This window comes from Staphylococcus xylosus, from assembly GCF_002732165.1.
Lineage (GTDB): Bacteria > Bacillota > Bacilli > Staphylococcales > Staphylococcaceae > Staphylococcus > Staphylococcus xylosus.
The window spans coordinates 612,340-634,882 of sequence record NZ_MRZO01000001.1 but is presented as its reverse complement, the minus strand read 5'-3'; the positions used below and the strand labels follow the sequence as shown (position 1 = coordinate 634,882).

The following is a 22,543-nucleotide window of genomic DNA, read 5'->3' as shown; positions in this document are numbered from 1 at the left end:
AAAAATAATGAGCAATCACAAATTAATCGAAGCAGTAACTCAATCGCAATTACGCACAGACTTACCTTCATTCCGTCCAGGTGACACTTTAAGAGTGCACGTACGTATTGTTGAAGGTACACGTGAACGTATCCAAGTATTCGAAGGTGTAGTAATCAAACGCCGTGGTGGAGGTATTTCAGAAACTTTCACTGTACGTAAGATTTCTTCAGGTGTAGGTGTGGAACGTACATTCCCATTACACACACCAAAAATCGAAAAAATTGAAGTTCCACGTCGTGGTAAAGTTCGTCGTGCTAAATTATACTACCTACGTGAATTACGTGGTAAAGCTGCTAGAATTAAAGAAATTCGTTAATCAGCATAATAAGCATAAAAAAAGCGGTCCTCTTTATGAGGATCGCTTTTTTTGTTTACTGACAATGAGAAAGAAGAACATAAATATACAAGATGTAATTCGTTATTCAAAGAGTACTAGTTAACATTTGTGGGATAAGATGTAAGTATAAACAGAATATATTTTTAATTATGGTTAGTTATTTCAATGTATAACATATAAAAATCTTGAAACTTTTACTGAGATTAATAGAGCTTAAATAGAGACTACGATCTCTAAATATCCATTTGGACCTACACAAGCTGTATATAGATAGTAAATATTCTTATAGTTACTAAAAAGTAGCGTTTTGTATACTAGCTAAATGAGTAATGTTTTAATATCGATGTGCCAATACAAAATAAAGAAATTTATTTTGTATTGGCACTTTTAATGATATTTTCTACCGCGTATATTATTTTTAGATTTATTTCTTAACCACCATAAGAAGACAATGCTGGAAATTACGCCAAAAAGAGACAGCGTGATTAATAGTATGGTGTGCGGTGGTGTATATTTTAAGGTGATTGTTTCTTGACCTTTCTCAGTAAGAATCACCGTCATAATACCGTTACCTTGTTTGACAGGCAATTCTTGTTTGCCCGAAAAAGCTTTCATACCATTACGATAAGCCATAGGAAGTACAATGTATCCTTCATCTTCTTTGTGCTTAGTTACTGTATAGCCAGTACGTTGTTGAGAAACTTTGACTGGATTTAAAGATTTTGTAGCGTTACGTAACGTTTGATAATCTTCACCATAAATTCCTTTGATATTAAATCGATACTCACCTTTAGATAGTTGAATATTTAAATCTTTATTTGCTTTAACACGCATGGTTACTGGTGTAACAAAGCGTCTATATTTGTAGCTTAATTCATTGCGTTGTTGGCTATATTCGTTAACGCTAACATCATGTGCTTTGTTAGGTGAGAGCAACTCTACATCCATTTCGACATACATATCTTCGTATTTGTCGGTAATAGATTTAGGTAAATGATAACTTATGCCTCCATTGTCTTTAGAAACGATTAAATGATTATCTTTATCTCTATGAGCGCTGCTAAATGTTGATGTCGCATCTGCTAATAAATTTTTATTGGCTGTGAATGTTTGATTGGATGAAACGCTACTATCATTTAATACAACGCCTTGTAACATGGCTTGCTCTCTGTCTAATGGTGATTTAAGGTCTTTGGAATCGAAAACTTTATCCGTGATGTGTGCGCTCGGGTATGCTACTTGATTTGTAGAATGTAAAAATGATTCTTCTTTAGAATGTTCAACAGTGCTTTCGTGTTTAAAACCGTAAGGGATATTTAAATCATTTGGACGGCGTATACGATCTTGTACATTCCATAAAGCCATTAGATTAGCGCGATTAGATAATAAACGATACGTACTATTTTTATCAGTGTGCATGTTGATTTGTAAAGTTTTATCGTAATATTTTAAGATATCACCATCGAATATACTTGAATATAACGCTGTGCCATTAAAATGATATAGCATCGGCGAATTCAAACCGTATTGCGACATATAATCAATTCGATTTAATGGATCGTCATTATGTTGCCGATTAATCATATTTATTTTTTTAGTTAACGCAGGACTTTTATATTTAGCATCGTGCATAGCTGAAATTGTTGATTCGTAGTTTTTAACGTTATTAAAATGATTGTTAGATAATATAAATGCTTGCTGCACAATAAACAAGCATAAGATGGTAAATATAACCCATCGTTGTTGCAATAGATCTTTTTTAAGCAATGTAACTGCTATGAAAAGTATTAGTATTAAACATATGCCCATCCATGAAATTTTTTGATCAGTCACAACAAATGACATAGTGCCCATAATTATAAAAACTGGTAAACAGGAGACGATATAAGATTTTAGATTTAACTCAGAAAGATGTTGAATAAATAAAGCAATCAATCCTGATGTTGTTAATGCGAAAATATAAATCCATCTCCGTTCAGGAGTTGAAAAACCATTAAACATACTATCGAAATAAGGTGTTAATGAACCAATTAACATAACCCATGTTGCAATTGCAAAAAATCTAAAGTAATAGTGTTTGTAAAGTTTGAAAGAAAATAAAGCAATGATAGTGATCATCGATACTGTAATGTAAAATCCATTGCTAAAAAAGTTTTTCTGACGTGCAAAGTCTGTAAATATTTCTATACTAAAATGTGGATTACTTACTCTGTCGTTATTAAGAAATGAAGATACTCCAGTATAGAATCCCCAAATACCAATTAATGTGCTCAATATAACTGCAATAGGAATCATCCACAATTGCTGCTTGCGAGAAACTATATCTGTTGGATGTGGGAATATAAAACGATAAATTACATAAGCTAATATCACAATCGCTTCATAATAACTAAAATAAAAATTTGAAAAAAGTGTTAAAGCTATTGCGAAAATAAAAAGACCAAATTTTTTTTCTTTATAAAAACGTTCAATGCCTAATAATGATAATGGCAGAAAAATTAGCAAATCGCCGTAGTAAGACCACGTAAAATTAAAGTATATAACTGTTGTAGAAGCTCCGTAGAGCAATGCAGCTAAAAATATTGAATAACTTTTAAACTTTAAATATTTAAAGTAATAAAAAGTTATAACAAAAGTTGCTACGCCTTTAATAAAGGCAACGATTAACTGATTACTGGCCCAAAAAGTAATTTGACTTGGGTTACTATTAAATATTACTTCCGACAACCATACAAATATAAAATTAATATATGTAAAGGGGGAGGTTGAATAGTAATAAGATAAATCTTGTACAAAATCGCCCCCAAGTCCAAATGAATGATCGTATGCGCTTTTGAACTGGCTAAAATGTTCATATAAGTACATTTGAAAAGGCATCATTTGTCTATAACCGTCACCAGAACCACTAAAAACAACGCCTTGGGTTAGGTAACGATAAATATAAGGTGTGAATGTAAGAAGTGCAACGAAAACACCCATCGAAATAATACATAGTAATCTTGTTGTTTTATTGGACCAAAGCTTACGAAACATGGTCATACCTCATCTCTGACAAACTCCTTTTATATAGTAATTTATTTGTTTTTTAATTTTTTACGAATTAACCAGGTAATTGTAGTTAATACAAATATAGCGGAAATAATTATCATGGTATACCAATATTTAGGGCGATATTTGATAATTATTTGCTTCGTATCTTTATTTACAGAAACGCCTGTCATCATATAGTTTACTTTAAATGGCGCTGTTTTTTTACCATCAATATAAGCTGTCATACCGTCACGATATGGAATGTTAATAGAAGTAATTCCTTTTTGATGTGAAGCTAAGTCAACTTTGACACCGTTTTTAATATCTTGATAGTTACCTATATTGGTTTTTGAGCCATGGGCAGATTGTAATTTATGGTAATTTTCCCCATGTAAACTTTTGATATCTAGTTGATAATTTCCAGATGGACTGAGATTAATATTTATGTTGCCCTGTTCATCTGGTTGTGTTTTATAAAGTTGAGTATCTACGCCTGTTCGATACGTAGAATTATTAAATAATCGATGATTTGCATAGTCATTTATATTTACAGTGAAATTACTATCTGGGTAACCGCGTTTGACTTTTAAAGTTAAATAAAAATCATTAAAACGTTGTCTCAGGTGATCTGGGATGTGCAACTGAATTTGACTATCATCGTTATTAAGATGTATACGATGCCCATTCATCTTATTTATATTGTTATAAGATATTTGAGTCTGGTTTAATAAATTTTTTGAAGTGTCCGTATATTCTTTTCCTTCACCATTAACTACAACGCCATCAATCATGGCATGTTCTCTATCGATAGCTGTATTAATAGAGTTTGAATCATAAACTTGATTAGTTACACGAACGGACGGAAGGTTCAATGTATTTTCATAAATTTGATACTGTCCTTCGGTTTTTACTTTCTTGAAAAATGTTGGCACGTTATTTTGATAATCTTTAAGCATTAAATATTTGATTGAAAATAAGCTGTTAATATTCTGACGTGCATTGGTAGATTGATACCTACTGACTGATTCCTCTTGCATATTAATCTTCAACTCATCATAGTAGTAATCTAAAATGTTATGGTTAAAAATACTTGAATAAATACTCACGCCTTTGAAATGTTGATACATAGGTGTATTATCTTGTTCATTAACACGCCAATCAATACGTTCATCCTCAGATTTATGATGGGTCATTTGTGATACTAATTGTCGTTGAAGAGGAGTATTAAAAAGACTGGCATTAATATAATTTTTATTAGCTCGTTCAACATGGTCTTCAAAGTAAATTTGATTACGGATGAAGACAAATGAAATTAATGAATTTAGAATCATAATAGAAATAATAAATAAATATGTTAATTTAACACGTGATTTTGCATCATTGACTAAAAGGATCAGAAAGCCAATTACGCTTACGATAGGTGTAAACCACAACCACGAAACAAAGTCATTATAGTACCAAGCACTGATAAATAGATAACTTAATGCAACTATAGATGACAAGATATAATTTTTTAGTGATAGTGTTCGAAAATATTTGATGTAGAGACTAACTAAAACTGCAGCATTTAATGCAATAAGAAAATGCCATCTCTTTTGGGGCGCAGAAAATCCATTAAATACTTGGTCGATAAATGGAATGAAACTTGCGCCAATAGATACAATGGTAAATAATGCAAATAATTTAAAATAATAATGCTTATATAATTTAAACGATAATAACGCTTGTAAAACAATAAAAGATAAAACAATTAAATAGTTATCGTAAAAAACATTTGTATTCTGATTAAAAGGTTCAAACAAATCAACTTTGCTATCAAAAGGTATACGTCTATTGTTAAAGAAACCTTGGACGGCGTGGAAAAAAATAAACAAACTACAGCCTAAGGCAACGAAAGATGCTAAAGTCAACGACAAAAATGCTTTGAATTTAGGGACTAAATCATTTTTATGTCTGAATAAGAGTCGAATTGATAAGTATAAAACACCAGTTAATAACTGATAATATGCAAAATAAAAATTATTAATTAGTGAAATAGTAACAATTAATATAAACCAACCTATTTTCCCGTTTTTGAGGAAACGTTCTATGGACCATAACAATAGTGGAAGCCATATAAATATATCGCTAAAAAATGGCCAGTATACAGTGAACCTAAAGTAAAGCGGTGATATAACAAAAATAAACGCAGCAAGTATAGCGATATTGCGATTAAATGAAATTTTACGCACAAATATAAAGGTTCCTAGCATAGCAATAGCAGATTTAACGATTGACACAATCAGGGCATTTGTTGTCCAAAATAAAACATCTGAAGTGTTTAAAGGAATGAAAATTTTAAGTAGTACAATGACCGCTACATTTAATATAAAAATAATGTTGGTGGAGAAATAGTAGCTTAAATCAGTGAAAAAATCTCCCCCTAAACCGAAGTCAGAGGCGTAAAACCAATTCCCCTTACTCCAATTATCAAATAAGTACATTTGAATTGGCACCATCTGTTCTATCCCATCATTAGGACCAGTAAACAATACACCATCATAAACGTATCTATAAATAACATAACTATGTCCAATAATTGCTAATATAATAAACAAACAGACGTACAATAATTTAGGTTTCATAGGTAATCTCCTATATATGTATTAAATATAATTCTATTGTAACGAGTTTTTGCGAATTTAGTTTAAAAAGACTATATATTTTATGTGAAATTAATCTTTTTAATATATATATCTTAATTTTCTCAAAAAACAAGATATAAATAAAACATTAACCTATATACAGATATCTAAAGCGCAACTTTAAATCATCTATATTTATATATTAAAGAATAGTGTAAAATTGAAGATGGTAAATAAGCTATGACGTTATTTTGTTTATCAAGCACTATGTAGCGTGTTATGATTTTAAAGTCAAAGCAACGTGCAACTATAATTATATATTTAATTTAATAAAAAATCTGAAAATCGCAAAAATAGAAAGGTGATATAGATATGGTAATACAATGGTATCCAGGCCACATGGCTAAAGCAAAAAGAGAAGTATCAGAACAATTAAAAAAAGTAGATGTCGTATTTGAATTAGTTGATGCTAGAATTCCGTACAGTTCTAGAAATCCTATGATTGATGAAGTGATACAACAAAAACCACGCGTAGTCATTTTAAATAAGAAAGATATGGCAAATTTAAAAGAATTAGAAAAGTGGGAATCATTTTTTAGAGATAAAGGTTATTACCCTGTGTCAATTGACGCAAAACATGGCAAAGGACTGAAGCAAGTAGAACAGATGGCCATTAAAGCTACCAAAGAAAAATTCGAAAGAGAGAAGCAAAAGGGCCTAAAGCCTAGAGCGATTAGAGCGATGATTGTCGGTATACCTAATGTAGGGAAATCAACATTAATCAATAAATTAGCTAATAAATCTATAGCTAAAACAGGCAATACGCCAGGTGTAACCAAACAGCAACAGTGGATAAAAGTAGGGAATTCACTACAATTGCTAGATACGCCTGGGATTTTATGGCCGAAATTCGAAGATCAACTCGTTGGGAAGAAACTAAGTGTTACTGGGGCAATTAAAGATAGTATTGTCCATTTAGATGAAGTAGCTATTTATGCTTTGGATTTCATGAAAGTACATGACTACGAAGGTTTAAAACAACACTATAAAATTGATGTTGCAGTAGATGCTGAGAATATCGAGTGGTTTGATGCAATCGGACGTAGACGTGGGTTGTTGCGTCGAGGTAACGAAATAGATTATGAAGCGGTAATTGATTTGATTATTCACGAAGTTAGGAATGCCAAGGTTGGCACGTACACGTTTGATATCATCAATGAAATGGACGTGTAGCCTAATATGAAACAAACGATTCAAGAAGTGAAAACAATATTACAAACAATACAATCTATAGAAGATCTTAATGCGCACATATTTGTTGAAGATGAACGTAAAGGTGTGCAAAATGCTATTGCACAAAGACGTAAACAATTAGAAAAAGAAGCATTATTGTTAAAAAAATATGAAGAAATGTCAGAGTTTGAAGCCGCTTTGTTAGCGCAAGATAGCGATGCGATTATTTGCGGCATCGATGAAGTTGGGCGTGGTCCGTTAGCAGGGCCGGTTGTAACATGTGCAGTCATTTTAAATGAGAATCATCATTTTGCGGGATTAAATGACTCGAAAAAATTATCTGCAAAGCAAAGGCAAAGTATAGAAAAACATTTACTAAATGATGTTTTTGCGTATGCTTACGGGTATGCATCAGTGGAAGAGATAGATCGATTAAATATTTATGAGGCTACAAAAGTAGCAATGTTAAGAGCGATTGCAGCATTACCAGTTCGTCCCACACACTTACTTGTCGATGCGATGACGTTAGATATAGATATCCCGCAAACATCATTAATTAAAGGTGACGCTAGGAGTGTATCTATTGCGGCTGCAAGCGTGTTAGCTAAAGAGCATAGAGATAAATATATGCGTGAATTAGCTGAGAAATATCCTGGGTACGGTTTTGAAAAAAATGCTGGTTATGGTACCCAACAACACTTAGACGGCATTAAACAGTTTGGTATTCTACCTGAACACAGGAAAACGTTTGAGCCAATTAAATCGCTCACAAATTAATAGTTAAAATGAAATAATTGAAATAACTAGAATAAATGAGTTTACAATAGCGCTTTCATTTCTTATAATTGAATATGAACTTAACCTAAGAAACAGGAGGATGGAGAATGAATATCCACGAGTATCAAGGTAAAGCAATATTTCGTTCTATGGGCGTTGCTGTCCCAGAAGGACGCGTAGCATATACTGCTGAGGAAGCAGTTGAAAAGGCAAAAGAACTAGATTCAAAAGTTTATGTGGTAAAAGCACAGATTCATGCAGGGGGTAGAGGTAAAGCTGGCGGTGTGAAAATTGCAAAATCACTATCCGAAGTAGAAACCTATGCAAATGAATTATTAGGTAAGACGCTTGTTACACATCAAACTGGGCCTGAAGGTAAGGAAGTTAAACGCCTTTACATAGAAGAAGGCTGCGATATTCAAAAAGAATATTATGTTGGTTTTGTAATTGATCGTGCAACAGACAGAGTTACTTTAATGGCTTCAGAGGAAGGCGGTACTGAAATTGAAGAAGTAGCTGCTGAAACACCTGAAAAAATATTCAAAGAAACAATTGATCCTGTTGTTGGGTTAGCACCATATCAAGCTAGAAGAATCGCATTCAACATTAATATTCCAAAAGAATCGATTAATAAAGCGGCTAAATTTTTAGTATCATTATATAATGTGTTCATCGAAAAAGATTGTTCTATCGTTGAAATCAACCCACTTGTAACTACAGGTGAAGGTGAAGTATTAGCTTTAGATGCAAAAGTTAACTTTGATGATAATGCATTGTTTAAACATAAAGATATTCAAGAATTACGTGACTTAGAAGAAGAAGATCCAAAAGAAATCGAAGCATCTAAATATGATTTATCATATATTGCATTAGATGGAGATATCGGTTGTATGGTAAATGGTGCTGGTTTAGCGATGGCTACTATGGATACAATTAATCACTTCGGCGGAAATCCGGCTAACTTCCTTGACGTAGGGGGCGGCGCAACTAAAGAAAAAGTTACTGAAGCATTTAAAATTATTTTAGGTGACGAGCAAGTTAAAGGTATCTTTGTAAATATCTTTGGTGGCATTATGAAATGTGACATCATTGCAGAAGGTATAGTTGCCGCGGTTAAAGAAGTAGAACTTACACTACCACTTGTTGTACGTTTAGAAGGTACAAACGTTGAAAAAGGTAAGGAAATCCTTAAAGAATCTGGATTAGCAATTGAACCAGCAGCTACAATGGCTGAAGGCGCACAAAAAATCGTAAAACTTGTTAAAGAAGCATAAGGAAAGGATGGGAGCACGAAGATGAGCGTATTTATTGATAAGAATACAAAAGTAATTGTACAAGGTATCACAGGGTCAACTGCCCTTTTCCATACAAAACAAATGCTTGAATATGGTACACAAATTGTTGCTGGGGTCACTCCAGGTAAAGGCGGACAAGTTGTTGAAGGCGTTCCAGTATTCAATACAGTTGAAGAAGCACAAGAAGAAACAGGTGCTACAGTTTCAGTAATCTACGTACCTGCGCCATTCGCTGCAGATGCAATTCTAGAATGTATTGAGGCTGAGTTAGATTTAGCAATCTGTATTACAGAACACATTCCAGTAGTTGATATGGTTAAAGTTAAACGTTACTCAGAAGGTAAGAAAACACGTGTTGTTGGTCCGAACTGTCCAGGTGTAATCACTGCTGATGAATGTAAAATCGGAATTATGCCAGGTTATATCCATAAAAAAGGTCATGTAGGCGTAGTTTCACGTTCAGGTACATTAACTTATGAAGCAGTTCATCAATTAACTGAAGAGGGTATTGGTCAAACTACTGCCGTAGGAATTGGCGGAGACCCAGTTAACGGTACAAACTTTATTGATGTATTAAAAGCATTTAATGAAGATGAAGAAACTAAAGCAGTTGTTATGATTGGTGAAATCGGTGGTACTGCAGAAGAAGAAGCTGCAGAGTGGATTAAAGCTAATATGACTAAACCTGTCGTAGGTTTCGTTGGAGGACAAACAGCGCCTCCAGGTAAGCGTATGGGTCATGCTGGCGCTATCATTTCAGGTGGTAAAGGTACTGCAGCAGAAAAAATTAAAACACTTAATAGTTGTGGTGTGAAAACTGCAGATACACCTTCTGAAATTGGTACTACATTGATTGATGCAGCAAAAGAAGCAGGCATATACGAACAATTATTAACTGTTAAGTAATTGTTTGTCTTATAACACGCACAAATTCCGATAATATGTCGGAGTTTGTGCTTTTTTAGGTTGAGTTCCTACCATATTAATAGTGGGATTTTCTATCATTAGAAGTTATGTTCAATTTTATTGTTAGAGATCTAACATTTTTTGCATACGTCATATTACTAAGAACAATAATGTCTTTCGATTCATTAAGGCTAACACGTTTTAATAGCAGAAATTACTCTTTAAAGTTATATTAAATTTCATAAAAAAATGATTTCATAATGTAAAATAAGTTCAATAGAAATTCCTTTATAATGTACATATAAAGGAGAGCGATACATGAAAGAACAGCTGTATTTGAAACTGAGATTTGCAGGTTTAACTACACGTCATTTGCACCAACTATTTGAATTTTCACCATCATTTGCATATGATCATGAATTAGAGCAAAAACATACCCTTAAAGCTTTTTTATCAAAGTCAGCAATAAATAGAAAAAGCATCATTTATGACAATTTTTTAAATTTAGAGTGTGACTATATTTTCAAACTGCTAAAACAATGGCATATTAGTTATGTGGCTATTGAATCCGATGCTTATCCTAAATTATTACGTGAAATACATGATCCGCCATTTATCCTTTTCTATAAAGGTGACCTTTCTTTAATGCAATCTACGCGAACACTTGCTATTATTGGTTCGAGACAAGCTACTAATTATACTCGAAGAACATTAGAAACTTTTTTCCCTAATTTTAAAAATGAGAATTTAATTATCGTGTCTGGTTTGGCTAAAGGTGCTGATAGAATAGCTCACGCACAAACGCTTAAACATAATATGGGAGCGATTGCTGTATTGGGATTTGGCCATAAACATCACTACCCTAAAGAAACTTATGCTATTCGAACACAAATTGAGTCTAAAGGTATAGTGATTAGTGAGTATGTACCAACAGAAAGGCCTCGAAAATATCATTTCCCCGAACGAAATAGACTTATTAGTGGACTTTCTAGGGGAGTTTTTATCACAGAATCCACTGTGAGAAGTGGGACAAATATAACGAAAGATTGCGCGTTGGATCAAAATAGGGAAGTATATGTATTACCTGGATCTATTTATAATCCTATGACCCAAGGAAATTTAGTTAGCGCACAAGAAGGCGCAAAGATTGTGTTGAAGGCGTACGATATTTTAGAAGATTACAGTCAGTCATTATAAAACAATGGTATATGACACGTTAAATAGCTAGAAATATAGTTTTGTAGAAAATATATGTAAAAACAATGACAATGATGAATTTTAACCACAATTATACGTTGATTTAATACACATTAAGAATTAAAAAGATTGACAAAAACAAAATACACCGTTTATCATTTATCTTTGTAATTAGAAAATGCAAGGGGGTAACTACTTTGGCAGAAAATTTAGTCATAGTTGAATCGCCTGCAAAAGCTAAAACTATTGAAAAATATTTAGGGAAAAAATACAAAGTTATCGCATCGATGGGCCATGTTCGAGATTTGCCTCGTAGTCAAATGGGCGTAGATGCAGAAAATGATTATGAACCCAAATATATTACAATACGCGGCAAGGGGCCAGTAGTTAAAGAATTAAAGAAACATGCTAAGAAAGCCAAAAAAGTTTTCCTAGCGAGTGACCCGGACCGTGAAGGTGAAGCTATTGCTTGGCATTTAGCAAATATATTAAATTTAGAAGATTCAAAAGAAAATAGAGTAGTATTTAATGAAATAACAAAAGATGCTGTGAAAGATAGCTTCAAACATCCAAGAGGTATAGAGATGGAACTTGTTGATGCACAACAAGCACGTCGTATATTAGATCGTTTAGTAGGTTATAATATTTCACCAGTACTTTGGAAAAAAGTAAAAAAAGGGTTATCGGCCGGTCGTGTACAATCAGTGGCACTGAGACTTGTCATTGATCGAGAAAATGAAATAAGAAACTTCAAACCAGAAGAATATTGGAAAATTGAGGGCGAATTTAGATATAAAAAGTCTAAATTTACAGCTAAATTTTTACATTTAAAAAACAAACCATATAAGTTAACAAACAAAGATGATGTTGAAAAAGTAACGACACAGTTGGACGGAGATCAATTTGAAGTAACGAAAGTAACGAAGAAAGAAAAAACACGTTACCCTGCAAATCCTTTTACAACTTCAACGCTACAACAAGAAGCTGCGCGTAAGTTAAACTTTAAAGCGCGTAAAACAATGATGTTAGCACAACAATTATATGAAGGTATTGACTTGAAAAAACAAGGCACTGTTGGTTTAATTACCTATATGCGTACTGATTCAACGAGAATATCTGATCAAGCTAAGGCAGAAGCTAAAAACTATATTGAAGAGACGTATGGTCAAAATTATACATCAGGTCGCAAAGCAAAAGGTCAAGGAGCTCAAGATGCTCACGAAGCAGTCAGACCTTCAAGTACTTTACGTACGCCAAATGAAATGAAAGCATTTTTAACTAGAGATCAACATAGATTATATAAACTAATTTGGGAGCGTTTTGTAGCTAGTCAAATGGCACCGGCAATATTAGATACGGTTGCCATGGATATAACGCAAAATGATATAAAATTCCGTGCAAATGGCCAAACGATCAAATTCAAAGGTTTTATGACATTATATGTTGAAGCTAAAGATGATAGCGATGAGGGTAAAGATAATAAATTACCTAATATTGAAGAAGGTGAAATGGTTACAGCTACAAATATTGAACCATCACAACATTTCACTCAGCCACCACCACGTTATACTGAAGCTCGTCTAGTTAAAACGATGGAAGAGTTAAAGATTGGGAGACCTTCTACGTATGCACCAACTATTGATACAATACAAAAAAGAAATTATGTAAAAAATGAAAGTAAACGTTTTGTACCAACAGAGTTAGGCGAAATTGTACACGAACAAGTAAAAGATTACTTCCCAGAAATCATAGATGTTGATTTTACTGTAAATATGGAAACGTTACTTGATAAAGTGGCTGATGGTGAAATTCCATGGAAAAAGGTAATAAGAGACTTTTACAGTAGTTTCAGTCAAGATGTTGAGCGTGCTGAAGAGGAAATGGAAAAAATTGAAATCAAAGATGAACCAGCTGGTGAAGACTGTGAAGTATGTGGTTCGCCAATGGTCATTAAAATGGGACGTTATGGTAAATTTATGGCGTGCTCAAATTTCCCCGATTGCCGCAATACAAAAGCCATTGTTAAAACAATCGGCGTAACTTGTCCAAAATGTAAAGAGGGCGACGTAGTAGAACGTAAGTCGAAGAAAAATCGTGTGTTCTATGGTTGTTCAAAATATCCAGAATGTGATTTCGTTACATGGGATAAACCAATAGGTCGAGACTGTCCGAAATGTGAACAATATCTTGTTGAGAAAAAACAAGGACGTAAGAGCCAAGTTGTATGTTCTAACTGTGATTACAAAGAAGAAGAGCAGAAATAAATAATGAAATATCGATTATTGTTTTAAATAATTATATATGAATGATAGTAGCAGCTTACGACAAATATTTATAATTTGAATGATATATTTATAAATATGTTAGAATGTCTAAGTTGCTATTTTATAAGTAGGAGGTAAATAAATGACCCAAGTAGTAAACGTTGTAGGTGCTGGGCTTGCTGGATCAGAAGCTGCATATCAATTAGCGCAACGAGGTGTAAAAGTCAATCTTATTGAAATGAGGCCGGTTAAGCAAACGCCTGCGCATCACACGGATAAGTTTGCTGAATTAGTATGTTCTAACTCGTTAAGAGGAAATGCGTTAACAAATGCAGTAGGTGTACTTAAAGAAGAAATGAGACGTTTGGATTCATTAATTATCAGTGCTGCAGATAAAGCAAGGGTACCAGCTGGAGGTGCTTTAGCGGTTGATCGCCATGATTTTGCAGGTTATGTCACAGAAACATTAAAAGAACATCCAAATATAACTGTATTAAATGAAGAAATTAATAGCATACCAGAAGGTTATACTATTATTGCTACTGGACCTTTAACAACAGATAAATTGGCAAATGAAATTGTTGAAGCCACTGGTAAGGATCAATTATATTTCTATGATGCGGCAGCTCCAATAGTTGAAAAAGATAGTATAGATTTAGAAAAAGCATATCTAAAATCACGTTATGATAAAGGTGAAGCTGCCTATTTAAATTGTCCTATGACTGAAGAAGAGTTTAATACATTTTATGACGCTTTAATGGAAGCAGAAGTTGCTCCAGTCAATGAATTTGAAAAAGAAAAATACTTTGAAGGTTGTATGCCGTTTGAAGTTATGGCTGAACGCGGTAGAAAGACTTTACTATTTGGTCCTATGAAGCCAGTAGGACTTGAAGATCCTAAAACTGGGAAAAGACCATATGCTGTTGTTCAATTGCGTCAAGATGATGCAGCAGGTACGTTATATAATATTGTTGGATTCCAAACACATTTAAAATGGGGTGCACAAAAAGACGTCATTCGCCTTATACCAGGCTTAGAGAATGTTGAAATTGTAAGATATGGCGTGATGCATCGTAATACCTTCATTAATTCTCCTGATGTTTTAACAGAAACGTATGAACTAAAAGGTAGAGAAGAACTATATTTTGCAGGTCAAATGACAGGTGTTGAAGGCTATGTAGAAAGTGCAGCGAGTGGGCTTGTTGCTGGTATAAATGTTGCACATAAAATTCAAAACAAAGGTGAGGTCGTTTTCCCTAGAGAAACAATGATCGGAAGTATGGCATATTATATTTCACATGCTAAAAATGAAAAGAACTTCCAGCCTATGAATGCTAACTTTGGGCTTTTACCTACTTTGGAAAATAGAATTAAAGACAAAAAGTTACGTTATGAAACGTTAGCAAATCGCGCATTAGATTATTTAGATAACTATAAAAAAACACTATAAAATATCGTATTTAACAAACAAATTCGAAAATTTTGAAAGTTTTACTCAATTTAATACTTTTTTTTCGCAGACTCCTCTTTCAATATGCTACAATTCATATTGATGGAGGGGTTTTTAATGGAAAAAATCCAGCAAGCATATTTATATATGTTGAAAGTGGAGAAACATTTTTCAGAGCATACATTGAAATCATATCACGATGATTTAGAGCAGTTTAATGATTTCTTATTACAGGAACATCTTAAATTAGCAACATTCGAATACAAAGATGCTAGGAATTATTTAAGTTACTTATATTCAAAAAACTTGAAAAGAACATCTGTTTCTCGTAAAATTTCTACGCTGAGAAGTTTTTACGAATACTGGATGACACAAGATGAACAAGTAGTTAATCCATTTATACAATTAGTACATCCTAAGAAAGAACAATATTTGCCTCACTTTTTTTATGAAGAAGAAATGGAAGCCTTATTTGATACTGTTGAAGGTGATGCTAAAAAAGGGTTGAGAGATAGAGTGATCTTAGAATTACTTTACGCAACTGGAATTAGGGTTTCTGAATTGATTAATATAAAAGAACAAGATGTAGATATGTATTCACCAGGAGTTAAAGTTTTGGGGAAGGGTGGCAAAGAACGGTTTATACCTTTTGGCGAATTTTGTAAGCAAAGTATTGAACGGTACTTAACACAATTTAAACCCAAAGCAAATAGCGGCCATGTATACTTATTAGTCAACATGAATGGAGAACCAATTACAGAACGTGGTATACGTTATGTATTAAATGATGTAGTAAAACGTACTGCAGGCGTGACAGAAATTCATCCTCACAAATTGAGGCACACGTTTGCAACACATATGTTAAATCAAGGCGCTGATTTGCGTACAGTACAATCGTTGTTGGGGCATGTCAATTTGTCTACAACAGGGCAATATACACATGTGACAAATGAGCAGTTAAGAAAAGTTTATTTAAATGCACACCCACGTGCAAAAAAGGAGAATTAGTTTATGAGTACATCTATCCATGCAACAACTATATTTGCAGTACAACATAATGGTCACTCAGCAATGGCTGGCGATGGTCAAGTTACTCTTGGAGAGCAAGTCATTATGAAACAAACAGCTAGAAAAGTAAGACGCTTATATAATGATAAAGTTTTGGCAGGTTTTGCTGGAAGTGTGGCTGATGCATTCACCTTATTTGAAAAGTTTGAAACTAAATTACAACAATTTAGCGGTAATCTAGAAAGAGCTGCGGTTGAATTGGCGCAAGAATGGCGTGGCGATAAACAACTTAGACAATTAGAAGCTATGCTCATAGTTATGGATGAAACTTCAATACTTGTAGTTAGTGGTACTGGTGAAGTTATAGCTCCAGATGATAATTTGATCGCTATAGGCTCTGGCGGCAACTATGCATTAAGTGCAGGTAGAGCACTAAAGAGTAACGCAACACATTTAACAGCGAGTGAAATGGCATATGAAAGTTTAAAAGTTGCTTCAGATATCTGTGTATTTACAAATGATCAAATCATCGTGGAAGAATTGTAAATAATAAAAATATGATTGCAATGTATAAATGTTTATCATTAGGATATAGTTTAAATAGTAGAATTTCCCATAAATTGCTATTAATATGTTACAGAGATAAAAAATGATTATAACGGAGGTAACTTGTCTAATGGAGACGAATGGTATCAAATTAACACCTAAAGATATTGTTACAAAACTTAATGAATATATAGTCGGACAAGATGATGCAAAACGAAAAGTTGCGATTGCTTTAAGAAATCGATATAGAAGAAGCCTTTTGACTGAAGAAGAAAAGCAAGAGGTTGCCCCAAAGAACATATTGATGATTGGACCAACTGGTGTAGGGAAAACAGAAATCGCTAGACGCATGGCGAAAGTAGTGGGCGCACCATTTATCAAGGTAGAAGCTACGAAGTTTACAGAAGTTGGTTATGTAGGTCGAGACGTAGAAAGTATGGTACGTGATCTCGTTGATATGGCGGTAAGATTAGTAAAAGAACAGAAAAAAACATTAGTACATGATGAGGCACAAAATAAAGCTAATGAAAAGTTAGTTAAATTATTAGTGCCGAGCATGAAGAAAAAGGCAGCAACAAACAATAACGCTAATCCATTAGAATCACTTTTCGGAGGTTCAATGCCTAATTTCGGTCAAAATAATGACGAAGAGGAAGAAGCACCTACTGAAGAAGTGAAAACAAAACGTTCAGAAATCAAACAGCAACTATTAGATGGTAAGTTAGAAGAAGAAAAAGTAAGGTTAAAGGTTGAGCAAGATCCTGCTGCGATGGGAATGTTAGGTACGAATCAAAATCAACAGATGCAGGATATGATGAACCAATTAATGCCGAAGAAAAAAGTTGAACGAGAAGTACCTGTTAAAACAGCTCGCAAGATATTGACGGATGAATTTGCTGACGAGTTAATCGATCAAGAGACTGCAAATCAAGAAGCGATTGAATTAGCGGAACAAATGGGAATTATTTTTATCGATGAAATAGATAAAGTAGCGACAAATAGTCAAAGCTCAGGTCAAGATGTATCGCGCCAGGGTGTTCAAAGAGATATTTTACCAATTCTTGAAGGTAGCATGGTTCAAACGAAATATGGTACTGTTAATACTGAACATATGCTATTTATTGGTGCAGGAGCATTCCACGTGTCTAAACCAAGTGATTTAATTCCAGAGTTACAAGGTCGTTTTCCAATTCGTGTTGAATTAGAAAGTCTATCGGTAGGAGATTTCGTTAGAATCTTGACTGAACCTAAACTATCACTTATTAAACAATATGAAGCATTACTTGATACGGAGAAAGTAACAGTCAATTTTACCGACGATGCAATCAAACGATTGGCAGAGATAGCATTCCAGGTGAATCAAGATACTGATAACATCGGCGCGCGTCGATTGCATACTATACTTGAAAAAATGCTGGAAGATTTATCCTTTGAAGCACCAAGTATGCCGAATGCGGTTGTAGATATCACACCACAATATGTAGACGATAAGTTGAAAACAATTTCAACAAATAAAGATTTAAGTGCATTTATTTTATAATATAAATGAAAAAGGAGAAGGAATATGAGCTTATTATCGAAAACTAGAGAATTAAATACGCTTTTACAAAAACATAAAGGTATTGCTGTAGATTTTAAAGATGTAGCACAAACGATCAGTAGTGTAACGGTTACTAATGTATTTATAGTTTCAAGAAAAGGTAAAATTTTAGGATCAAGTTTAAATGAACTATTAAAAAACGAACGTATTATCCAAATGTTAGAAAACAGACATATACCTGTTGAATATACCGATAAGTTGATGGATGTTAAAGAAACTGAATCTAATATCAACATTGACAATGTGTTAACTGTGTTCCCACCAGAAAATAAAGATTTATTTGGTGAAAGCAAGACAACGATTTTCCCGATTTTAGGCGGTGGTGAAAGATTAGGTACATTAGTACTTGGTCGTGTAACTGACGATTTCTCGGAAAATGACTTAGTGTTAGGCGAATATGCAGCTACAGTAATTGGCATGGAAATTTTACGTGAGAAACATAATGAAGTAGAAAAAGAAGCTAGAGATAAAGCAGCGATTAGTATGGCAATTAATTCCTTATCATATTCAGAAAGTGAAGCGATTGAACACATTTTTGAAGAATTAGGCGGTAAAGAAGGCCTTTTAATTGCTTCTAAAGTAGCAGATCGAGTTGGTATCACACGTTCAGTAATTGTTAATGCATTGCGTAAACTTGAAAGTGCTGGTGTAATCGAATCACGTTCACTTGGAATGAAAGGTACTTTCATCAAAGTTAAAAAAGAAAAATTCTTGGACGAATTAGACCGTATTAAATAATTTGTTTGATTATTAATCATACAAATCTAAATCAAATTTTTATTACAGGATTTAGATTCAATAAATCACCTACAATACTAACTTAGAGGCTGAAACGGATTACGACGTTTGAGCCTCTTATTGTTTAAAATAGTAGTTTGAAAGTATTGATTTATAATAATGTATATGTTATATTTATTGACGGCTATGAAGCCAATACACACATAAAAAGTGAAAGTATAAAGGGTGCGACATATTTTGTGTCGTGTTTATATGAGCTTTTTGTGGAGGTAAAAAACCAATAGGAGGAATTTTATTATGGCAGTAATTTCAATGAAACAATTGCTAGAAGCAGGTGTTCACTTCGGTCACCAAACACGCCGTTGGAACCCAAAAATGAAAAGATATATCTTCACTGAAAGAAACGGTATTTACATTATCGATTTACAAAAAACAGTGAAAAAAGTAGAAGAAGCTTATAACTTCATTAAACAAGTATCAGAAGATGGCGGAAAAGTTTTATTCGTTGGTACTAAGAAACAAGCACAAGATTCAGTTAAATCTGAAGCAGAACGTGCTGGTCAATTTTACGTAAACCAAAGATGGTTAGGCGGAATCTTAACTAACTATAAAACAATTTCTAAACGTATCAAACGTATCTCTGAAATTGAAAAAATGGAAGAAGATGGCTTATTCGAAGTATTACCTAAAAAAGAAGTTGTAGAACTTAAAAAAGAATATGACCGTTTAATTAAATTCTTAGGCGGAATTCGTGATATGAAATCTATGCCTCAAGCATTATTTGTAGTTGATCCTCGTAAAGAGCGCAACGCAATTGCTGAAGCACGTAAATTACACATCCCAATCGTTGGTATTGTAGACACTAACTGTGATCCAGATGAAATTGATTACGTTATCCCTGCAAACGATGATGCTATTCGTGCAGTTAAATTATTAACTGGTAAAATGGCAGATGCAATCTTAGAAGGTCAACAAGGTGTATCAAATGAAGAAGTAGCAGCTGAACAAAACATTGATTTAAACGAATCAACTGAAGCTACTGAAGCAGAAACAACTGAAGAAAACACTTCTGTTGAATCAAACTAAGAATAATGTAAAATGGGTGATAAGATATATAAGCTTATCACCTTTTTTTAAAATAAATATAATAAAATTCATTAAATAATGGAGGAATATGAAATGGCAATTTCAGCTAAACTTGTAAAAGAATTACGTGAAAAAACTGGCGCTGGCATGATGGATTGTAAAAAAGCGTTAACAGAAACTGATGGTGACATCGATAAAGCAGTAGACTTCCTACGTGAAAAAGGTATTGCTAAAGCTGCTAAAAAATCTGACCGTATTGCGGCAGAAGGTTTAGTACACGTTGAAGCAAGAGGGAACGAAGCAGCAATTGTAGAAATTAATTCAGAAACTGACTTCGTAGCTCGTAACGAAGGATTCCAACAATTAGTGAAAGAAATTGCTATCCAAGTATTGGATACAAAAGCTGAATCTGTAGAAGCTTTATTAGAAACTGAATTAACAGATGGTAAATCAGTTGACCAACGTGTTAAAGAAGCTATCTCTACAATCGGTGAAAAATTAAGTATCCGTCGTTTTGCTATCAGAACTAAAACTGATAACGATTCATTTGGTGCATACTTACACATGGGCGGACGCATTGGTGTGTTAACTGTAGTTGAAGGTTCAACTGAAGAAGAAGCTGCTAAAGATGTAGCTATGCACATTGCTGCAATCAACCCTAAATATGTTTCATCTGAACAAGTAAGTGAAGATGAAATTAATCACGAAAGAGAAGTATTAAAACAACAAGCTTTAAATGAAGGTAAACCAGAAAAAATTGTTGAAAAAATGGTAGAAGGTCGTTTACGTAAATATTTACAAGAAATTTGTGCGGTTGACCAAAACTTTGTAAAAGATCCTGATCAAACAGTTGAAGCTTTCTTAAAATCTAAAGGTGGTAAACTTGTTGACTTCGTACGTTATGAAGTAGGCGAAGGTATGGAAAAACGTGAAGAAAACTTTGCTGACGAAGTTAAAGGACAAATGAAATAATTTTTCATAGTTAAAACAAGAAAGAAGACACCTTTTGTGCTCCGTATGAAAGATTCACTTTTGTATTGGAAGACCTATTGTGTCTTCTTTACTTGTATAATTACATATTTTACAATAGAGAGGATAAGACAATGGCTCAAACTTCTAAATACGAACGTGTTGTATTAAAATTAAGTGGCGAAGCACTAGCAGGTGACGATGGGTTTGGAATCAACCCAATTATAATTAAAAGTGTTGCAAAACAAGTAGCTGAAGTAGCAAAAATGGATTGTGAAATTGCTGTTATCGTTGGTGGAGGCAATATTTGGAGAGGTAAAACTGGTAGTGACTTAGGCATGGATCGTGGTACTGCTGACTACATGGGTATGTTAGCTACGGTTATGAATGCATTAGCATTACAAGATAGCCTTGAACAATTAGAGTGCGATACACGCGTCTTAACATCAATTGAGATGAAACAAGTTGCGGAACCATATATTCGTCGCCGTGCAATTAGACATTTAGAAAAGAAACGTGTTGTAATTTTTGCGGCTGGTATAGGGAACCCTTACTTCTCTACTGATACTACAGCAGCATTACGTGCAGCTGAAGTTGAAGCTGATGTTATCTTAATGGGTAAAAATAACGTTGACGGTGTATACTCTGCCGATCCAAAAGTAGATCAAAATGCAATTAAGTATGAACATTTAACACATATTCAAATGTTACAAGAAGGTTTACAAGTCATGGATTCAACGGCTTCATCATTCTGTATGGATAATAATATTCCATTGAATGTATTCTCGATAACAGAAGAAGGCAATATTAAACGTGCTGTTATGGGTGAAAAAATAGGAACGTTAATTACAAAATAATTTAGAGGTGTATGACTATGAGTGACATTATAAATGACACGAAATCAAAAATGCAAAAATCTGTAGATAATCTTTCTAGAGAATTAGCTAATATCAGTGCAGGTAGAGCTAACTCAAATTTATTAAACGGTGTAACTGTTGACTATTATGGTGCGCCTACGCCTGTACAACAACTTGCAAGCATCAGTGTGCCAGAAGCACGTTTATTAGTAATTGCGCCATATGACAAATCATCTGTAGGCAACATTGAAAAAGCAATCAATGCTGCAAACTTAGGTGTCAATCCTTCGAGTGATGGCGAAGTTATTCGTATAAGTATTCCTGCTTTAACAGAGGAACGTCGTAAAGACTTAGTGAAAGATGTTAAGAAAATTGGCGAAGATGCTAAAGTAGCTGTTAGAAATGTACGTCGTGATGCTAATGACGAACTTAAAAAACAACAAAAAAATGCTGACATCACTGAAGATGATTTAAAATCACAAACAGCAGATGTACAAAAGCTCACTGACGATTCAATTAAAGAAATCGATAAATTGTTAGAAGAAAAAGAACAAGATATTATGTCAGTATAAACATGGTAATGA

18 protein-coding genes are annotated in these 22,543 nt (G+C 33.6%); 16 read left to right on the top strand and 2 right to left on the bottom strand.

Annotated features, from left to right (window positions below):
* Nucleotides 1-7: 7 nt before the first annotated feature.
* The gene (gene rplS / locus BTM19_RS03045; protein ID WP_029377484.1) at nt 8-358 is read left to right on the top strand and encodes a 50S ribosomal protein L19; all 351 of its coding nucleotides are present in this window, start codon (nt 8-10) and stop codon (nt 356-358) included.
* 408 nt (nt 359-766) lie between these two features.
* Here rplS and BTM19_RS03040 read toward each other — a convergent pair whose 3' ends face one another.
* Together BTM19_RS03040 and BTM19_RS03035 are read right to left on the bottom strand one after the other, a co-directional pair.
* Nucleotides 767-3,412, bottom strand: a complete 2,646-nt coding sequence (locus BTM19_RS03040) for a YfhO family protein (RefSeq protein WP_029377483.1) — start codon at nt 3,410-3,412, stop codon at nt 767-769.
* 41 nt (nt 3,413-3,453) lie between these two features.
* Nucleotides 3,454-6,033, bottom strand: coding sequence for a YfhO family protein (locus tag BTM19_RS03035; RefSeq protein ID WP_058625819.1), 2,580 nt, complete (start codon nt 6,031-6,033; stop codon nt 3,454-3,456).
* A gap of 372 nt (nt 6,034-6,405) precedes the next feature.
* On the opposite strand from BTM19_RS03035, the gene ylqF reads away from it, so the two are divergent.
* The 15 genes from ylqF (at nt 6,406) to frr (ending at nt 22,531) form a co-directional block, all read left to right on the top strand.
* A complete protein-coding gene (gene ylqF / locus BTM19_RS03030) occupies nt 6,406-7,266 on the top strand; it encodes a ribosome biogenesis GTPase YlqF (protein WP_058625820.1) in 861 nt (286 codons plus the stop codon).
* 6 nt (nt 7,267-7,272) lie between these two features.
* Nucleotides 7,273-8,043, top strand: coding sequence for a ribonuclease HII (locus BTM19_RS03025; protein WP_029377480.1), 771 nt, complete (start codon nt 7,273-7,275; stop codon nt 8,041-8,043).
* Nucleotides 8,044-8,150: 107 nt separating this feature from the next.
* Complete coding sequence (gene sucC / locus BTM19_RS03020; protein ID WP_017724282.1) at nt 8,151-9,317, top strand: ADP-forming succinate--CoA ligase subunit beta; 1,167 nt, start codon at nt 8,151-8,153, stop codon at nt 9,315-9,317.
* 21 nt (nt 9,318-9,338) lie between these two features.
* Nucleotides 9,339-10,244: a succinate--CoA ligase subunit alpha gene (sucD, locus tag BTM19_RS03015; protein WP_029377479.1), complete on the top strand. Its 906-nt coding sequence runs from the start codon at nt 9,339-9,341 to the stop codon at nt 10,242-10,244.
* A 318-nt stretch (nt 10,245-10,562) separates the two neighbouring features.
* Nucleotides 10,563-11,441: a DNA-processing protein DprA gene (gene dprA / locus BTM19_RS03010; protein WP_029377478.1), complete on the top strand. Its 879-nt coding sequence runs from the start codon at nt 10,563-10,565 to the stop codon at nt 11,439-11,441.
* Between the two features lie 197 nt (nt 11,442-11,638).
* The gene (gene topA, locus BTM19_RS03005) at nt 11,639-13,705 is read left to right on the top strand and encodes a type I DNA topoisomerase (protein WP_029377477.1); all 2,067 of its coding nucleotides are present in this window, start codon (nt 11,639-11,641) and stop codon (nt 13,703-13,705) included.
* Between the two features lie 142 nt (nt 13,706-13,847).
* Complete coding sequence (gene trmFO, locus BTM19_RS03000; RefSeq protein ID WP_029377476.1) at nt 13,848-15,155, top strand: FADH(2)-oxidizing methylenetetrahydrofolate--tRNA-(uracil(54)-C(5))-methyltransferase TrmFO; 1,308 nt, start codon at nt 13,848-13,850, stop codon at nt 15,153-15,155.
* A gap of 117 nt (nt 15,156-15,272) precedes the next feature.
* On the top strand, nt 15,273-16,163 hold the full coding sequence (gene xerC / locus BTM19_RS02995; protein WP_099265719.1) for a tyrosine recombinase XerC: 891 nt from the start codon (nt 15,273-15,275) through the stop codon (nt 16,161-16,163).
* A 3-nt stretch (nt 16,164-16,166) separates the two neighbouring features.
* A complete protein-coding gene (gene hslV / locus BTM19_RS02990) occupies nt 16,167-16,709 on the top strand; it encodes an ATP-dependent protease subunit HslV (RefSeq protein ID WP_017724288.1) in 543 nt (180 codons plus the stop codon).
* 130 nt (nt 16,710-16,839) lie between these two features.
* The gene (gene hslU, locus BTM19_RS02985; protein WP_099265718.1) at nt 16,840-18,249 is read left to right on the top strand and encodes an ATP-dependent protease ATPase subunit HslU; all 1,410 of its coding nucleotides are present in this window, start codon (nt 16,840-16,842) and stop codon (nt 18,247-18,249) included.
* 24 nt (nt 18,250-18,273) lie between these two features.
* Nucleotides 18,274-19,047 carry a GTP-sensing pleiotropic transcriptional regulator CodY gene (gene codY / locus BTM19_RS02980; protein WP_029377473.1) on the top strand — a complete coding sequence of 258 codons (774 nt, stop codon included), beginning with the start codon at nt 18,274-18,276 and terminating at the stop codon, nt 19,045-19,047.
* Between the two features lie 297 nt (nt 19,048-19,344).
* Nucleotides 19,345-20,133: a 30S ribosomal protein S2 gene (gene rpsB / locus BTM19_RS02975; RefSeq protein ID WP_017724291.1), complete on the top strand. Its 789-nt coding sequence runs from the start codon at nt 19,345-19,347 to the stop codon at nt 20,131-20,133.
* Between the two features lie 93 nt (nt 20,134-20,226).
* Nucleotides 20,227-21,105 (top strand): translation elongation factor Ts, encoded by an 879-nt coding sequence (gene tsf, locus BTM19_RS02970; protein ID WP_029377472.1) that lies wholly within the window; start codon nt 20,227-20,229, stop codon nt 21,103-21,105.
* A 131-nt stretch (nt 21,106-21,236) separates the two neighbouring features.
* The gene (pyrH, locus tag BTM19_RS02965; RefSeq protein ID WP_017724293.1) at nt 21,237-21,959 is read left to right on the top strand and encodes a UMP kinase; all 723 of its coding nucleotides are present in this window, start codon (nt 21,237-21,239) and stop codon (nt 21,957-21,959) included.
* Nucleotides 21,960-21,976: 17 nt separating this feature from the next.
* The gene (frr, locus tag BTM19_RS02960; protein WP_029377471.1) at nt 21,977-22,531 is read left to right on the top strand and encodes a ribosome recycling factor; all 555 of its coding nucleotides are present in this window, start codon (nt 21,977-21,979) and stop codon (nt 22,529-22,531) included.
* The last annotated feature ends 12 nt before the right edge of the window (nt 22,532-22,543 follow it).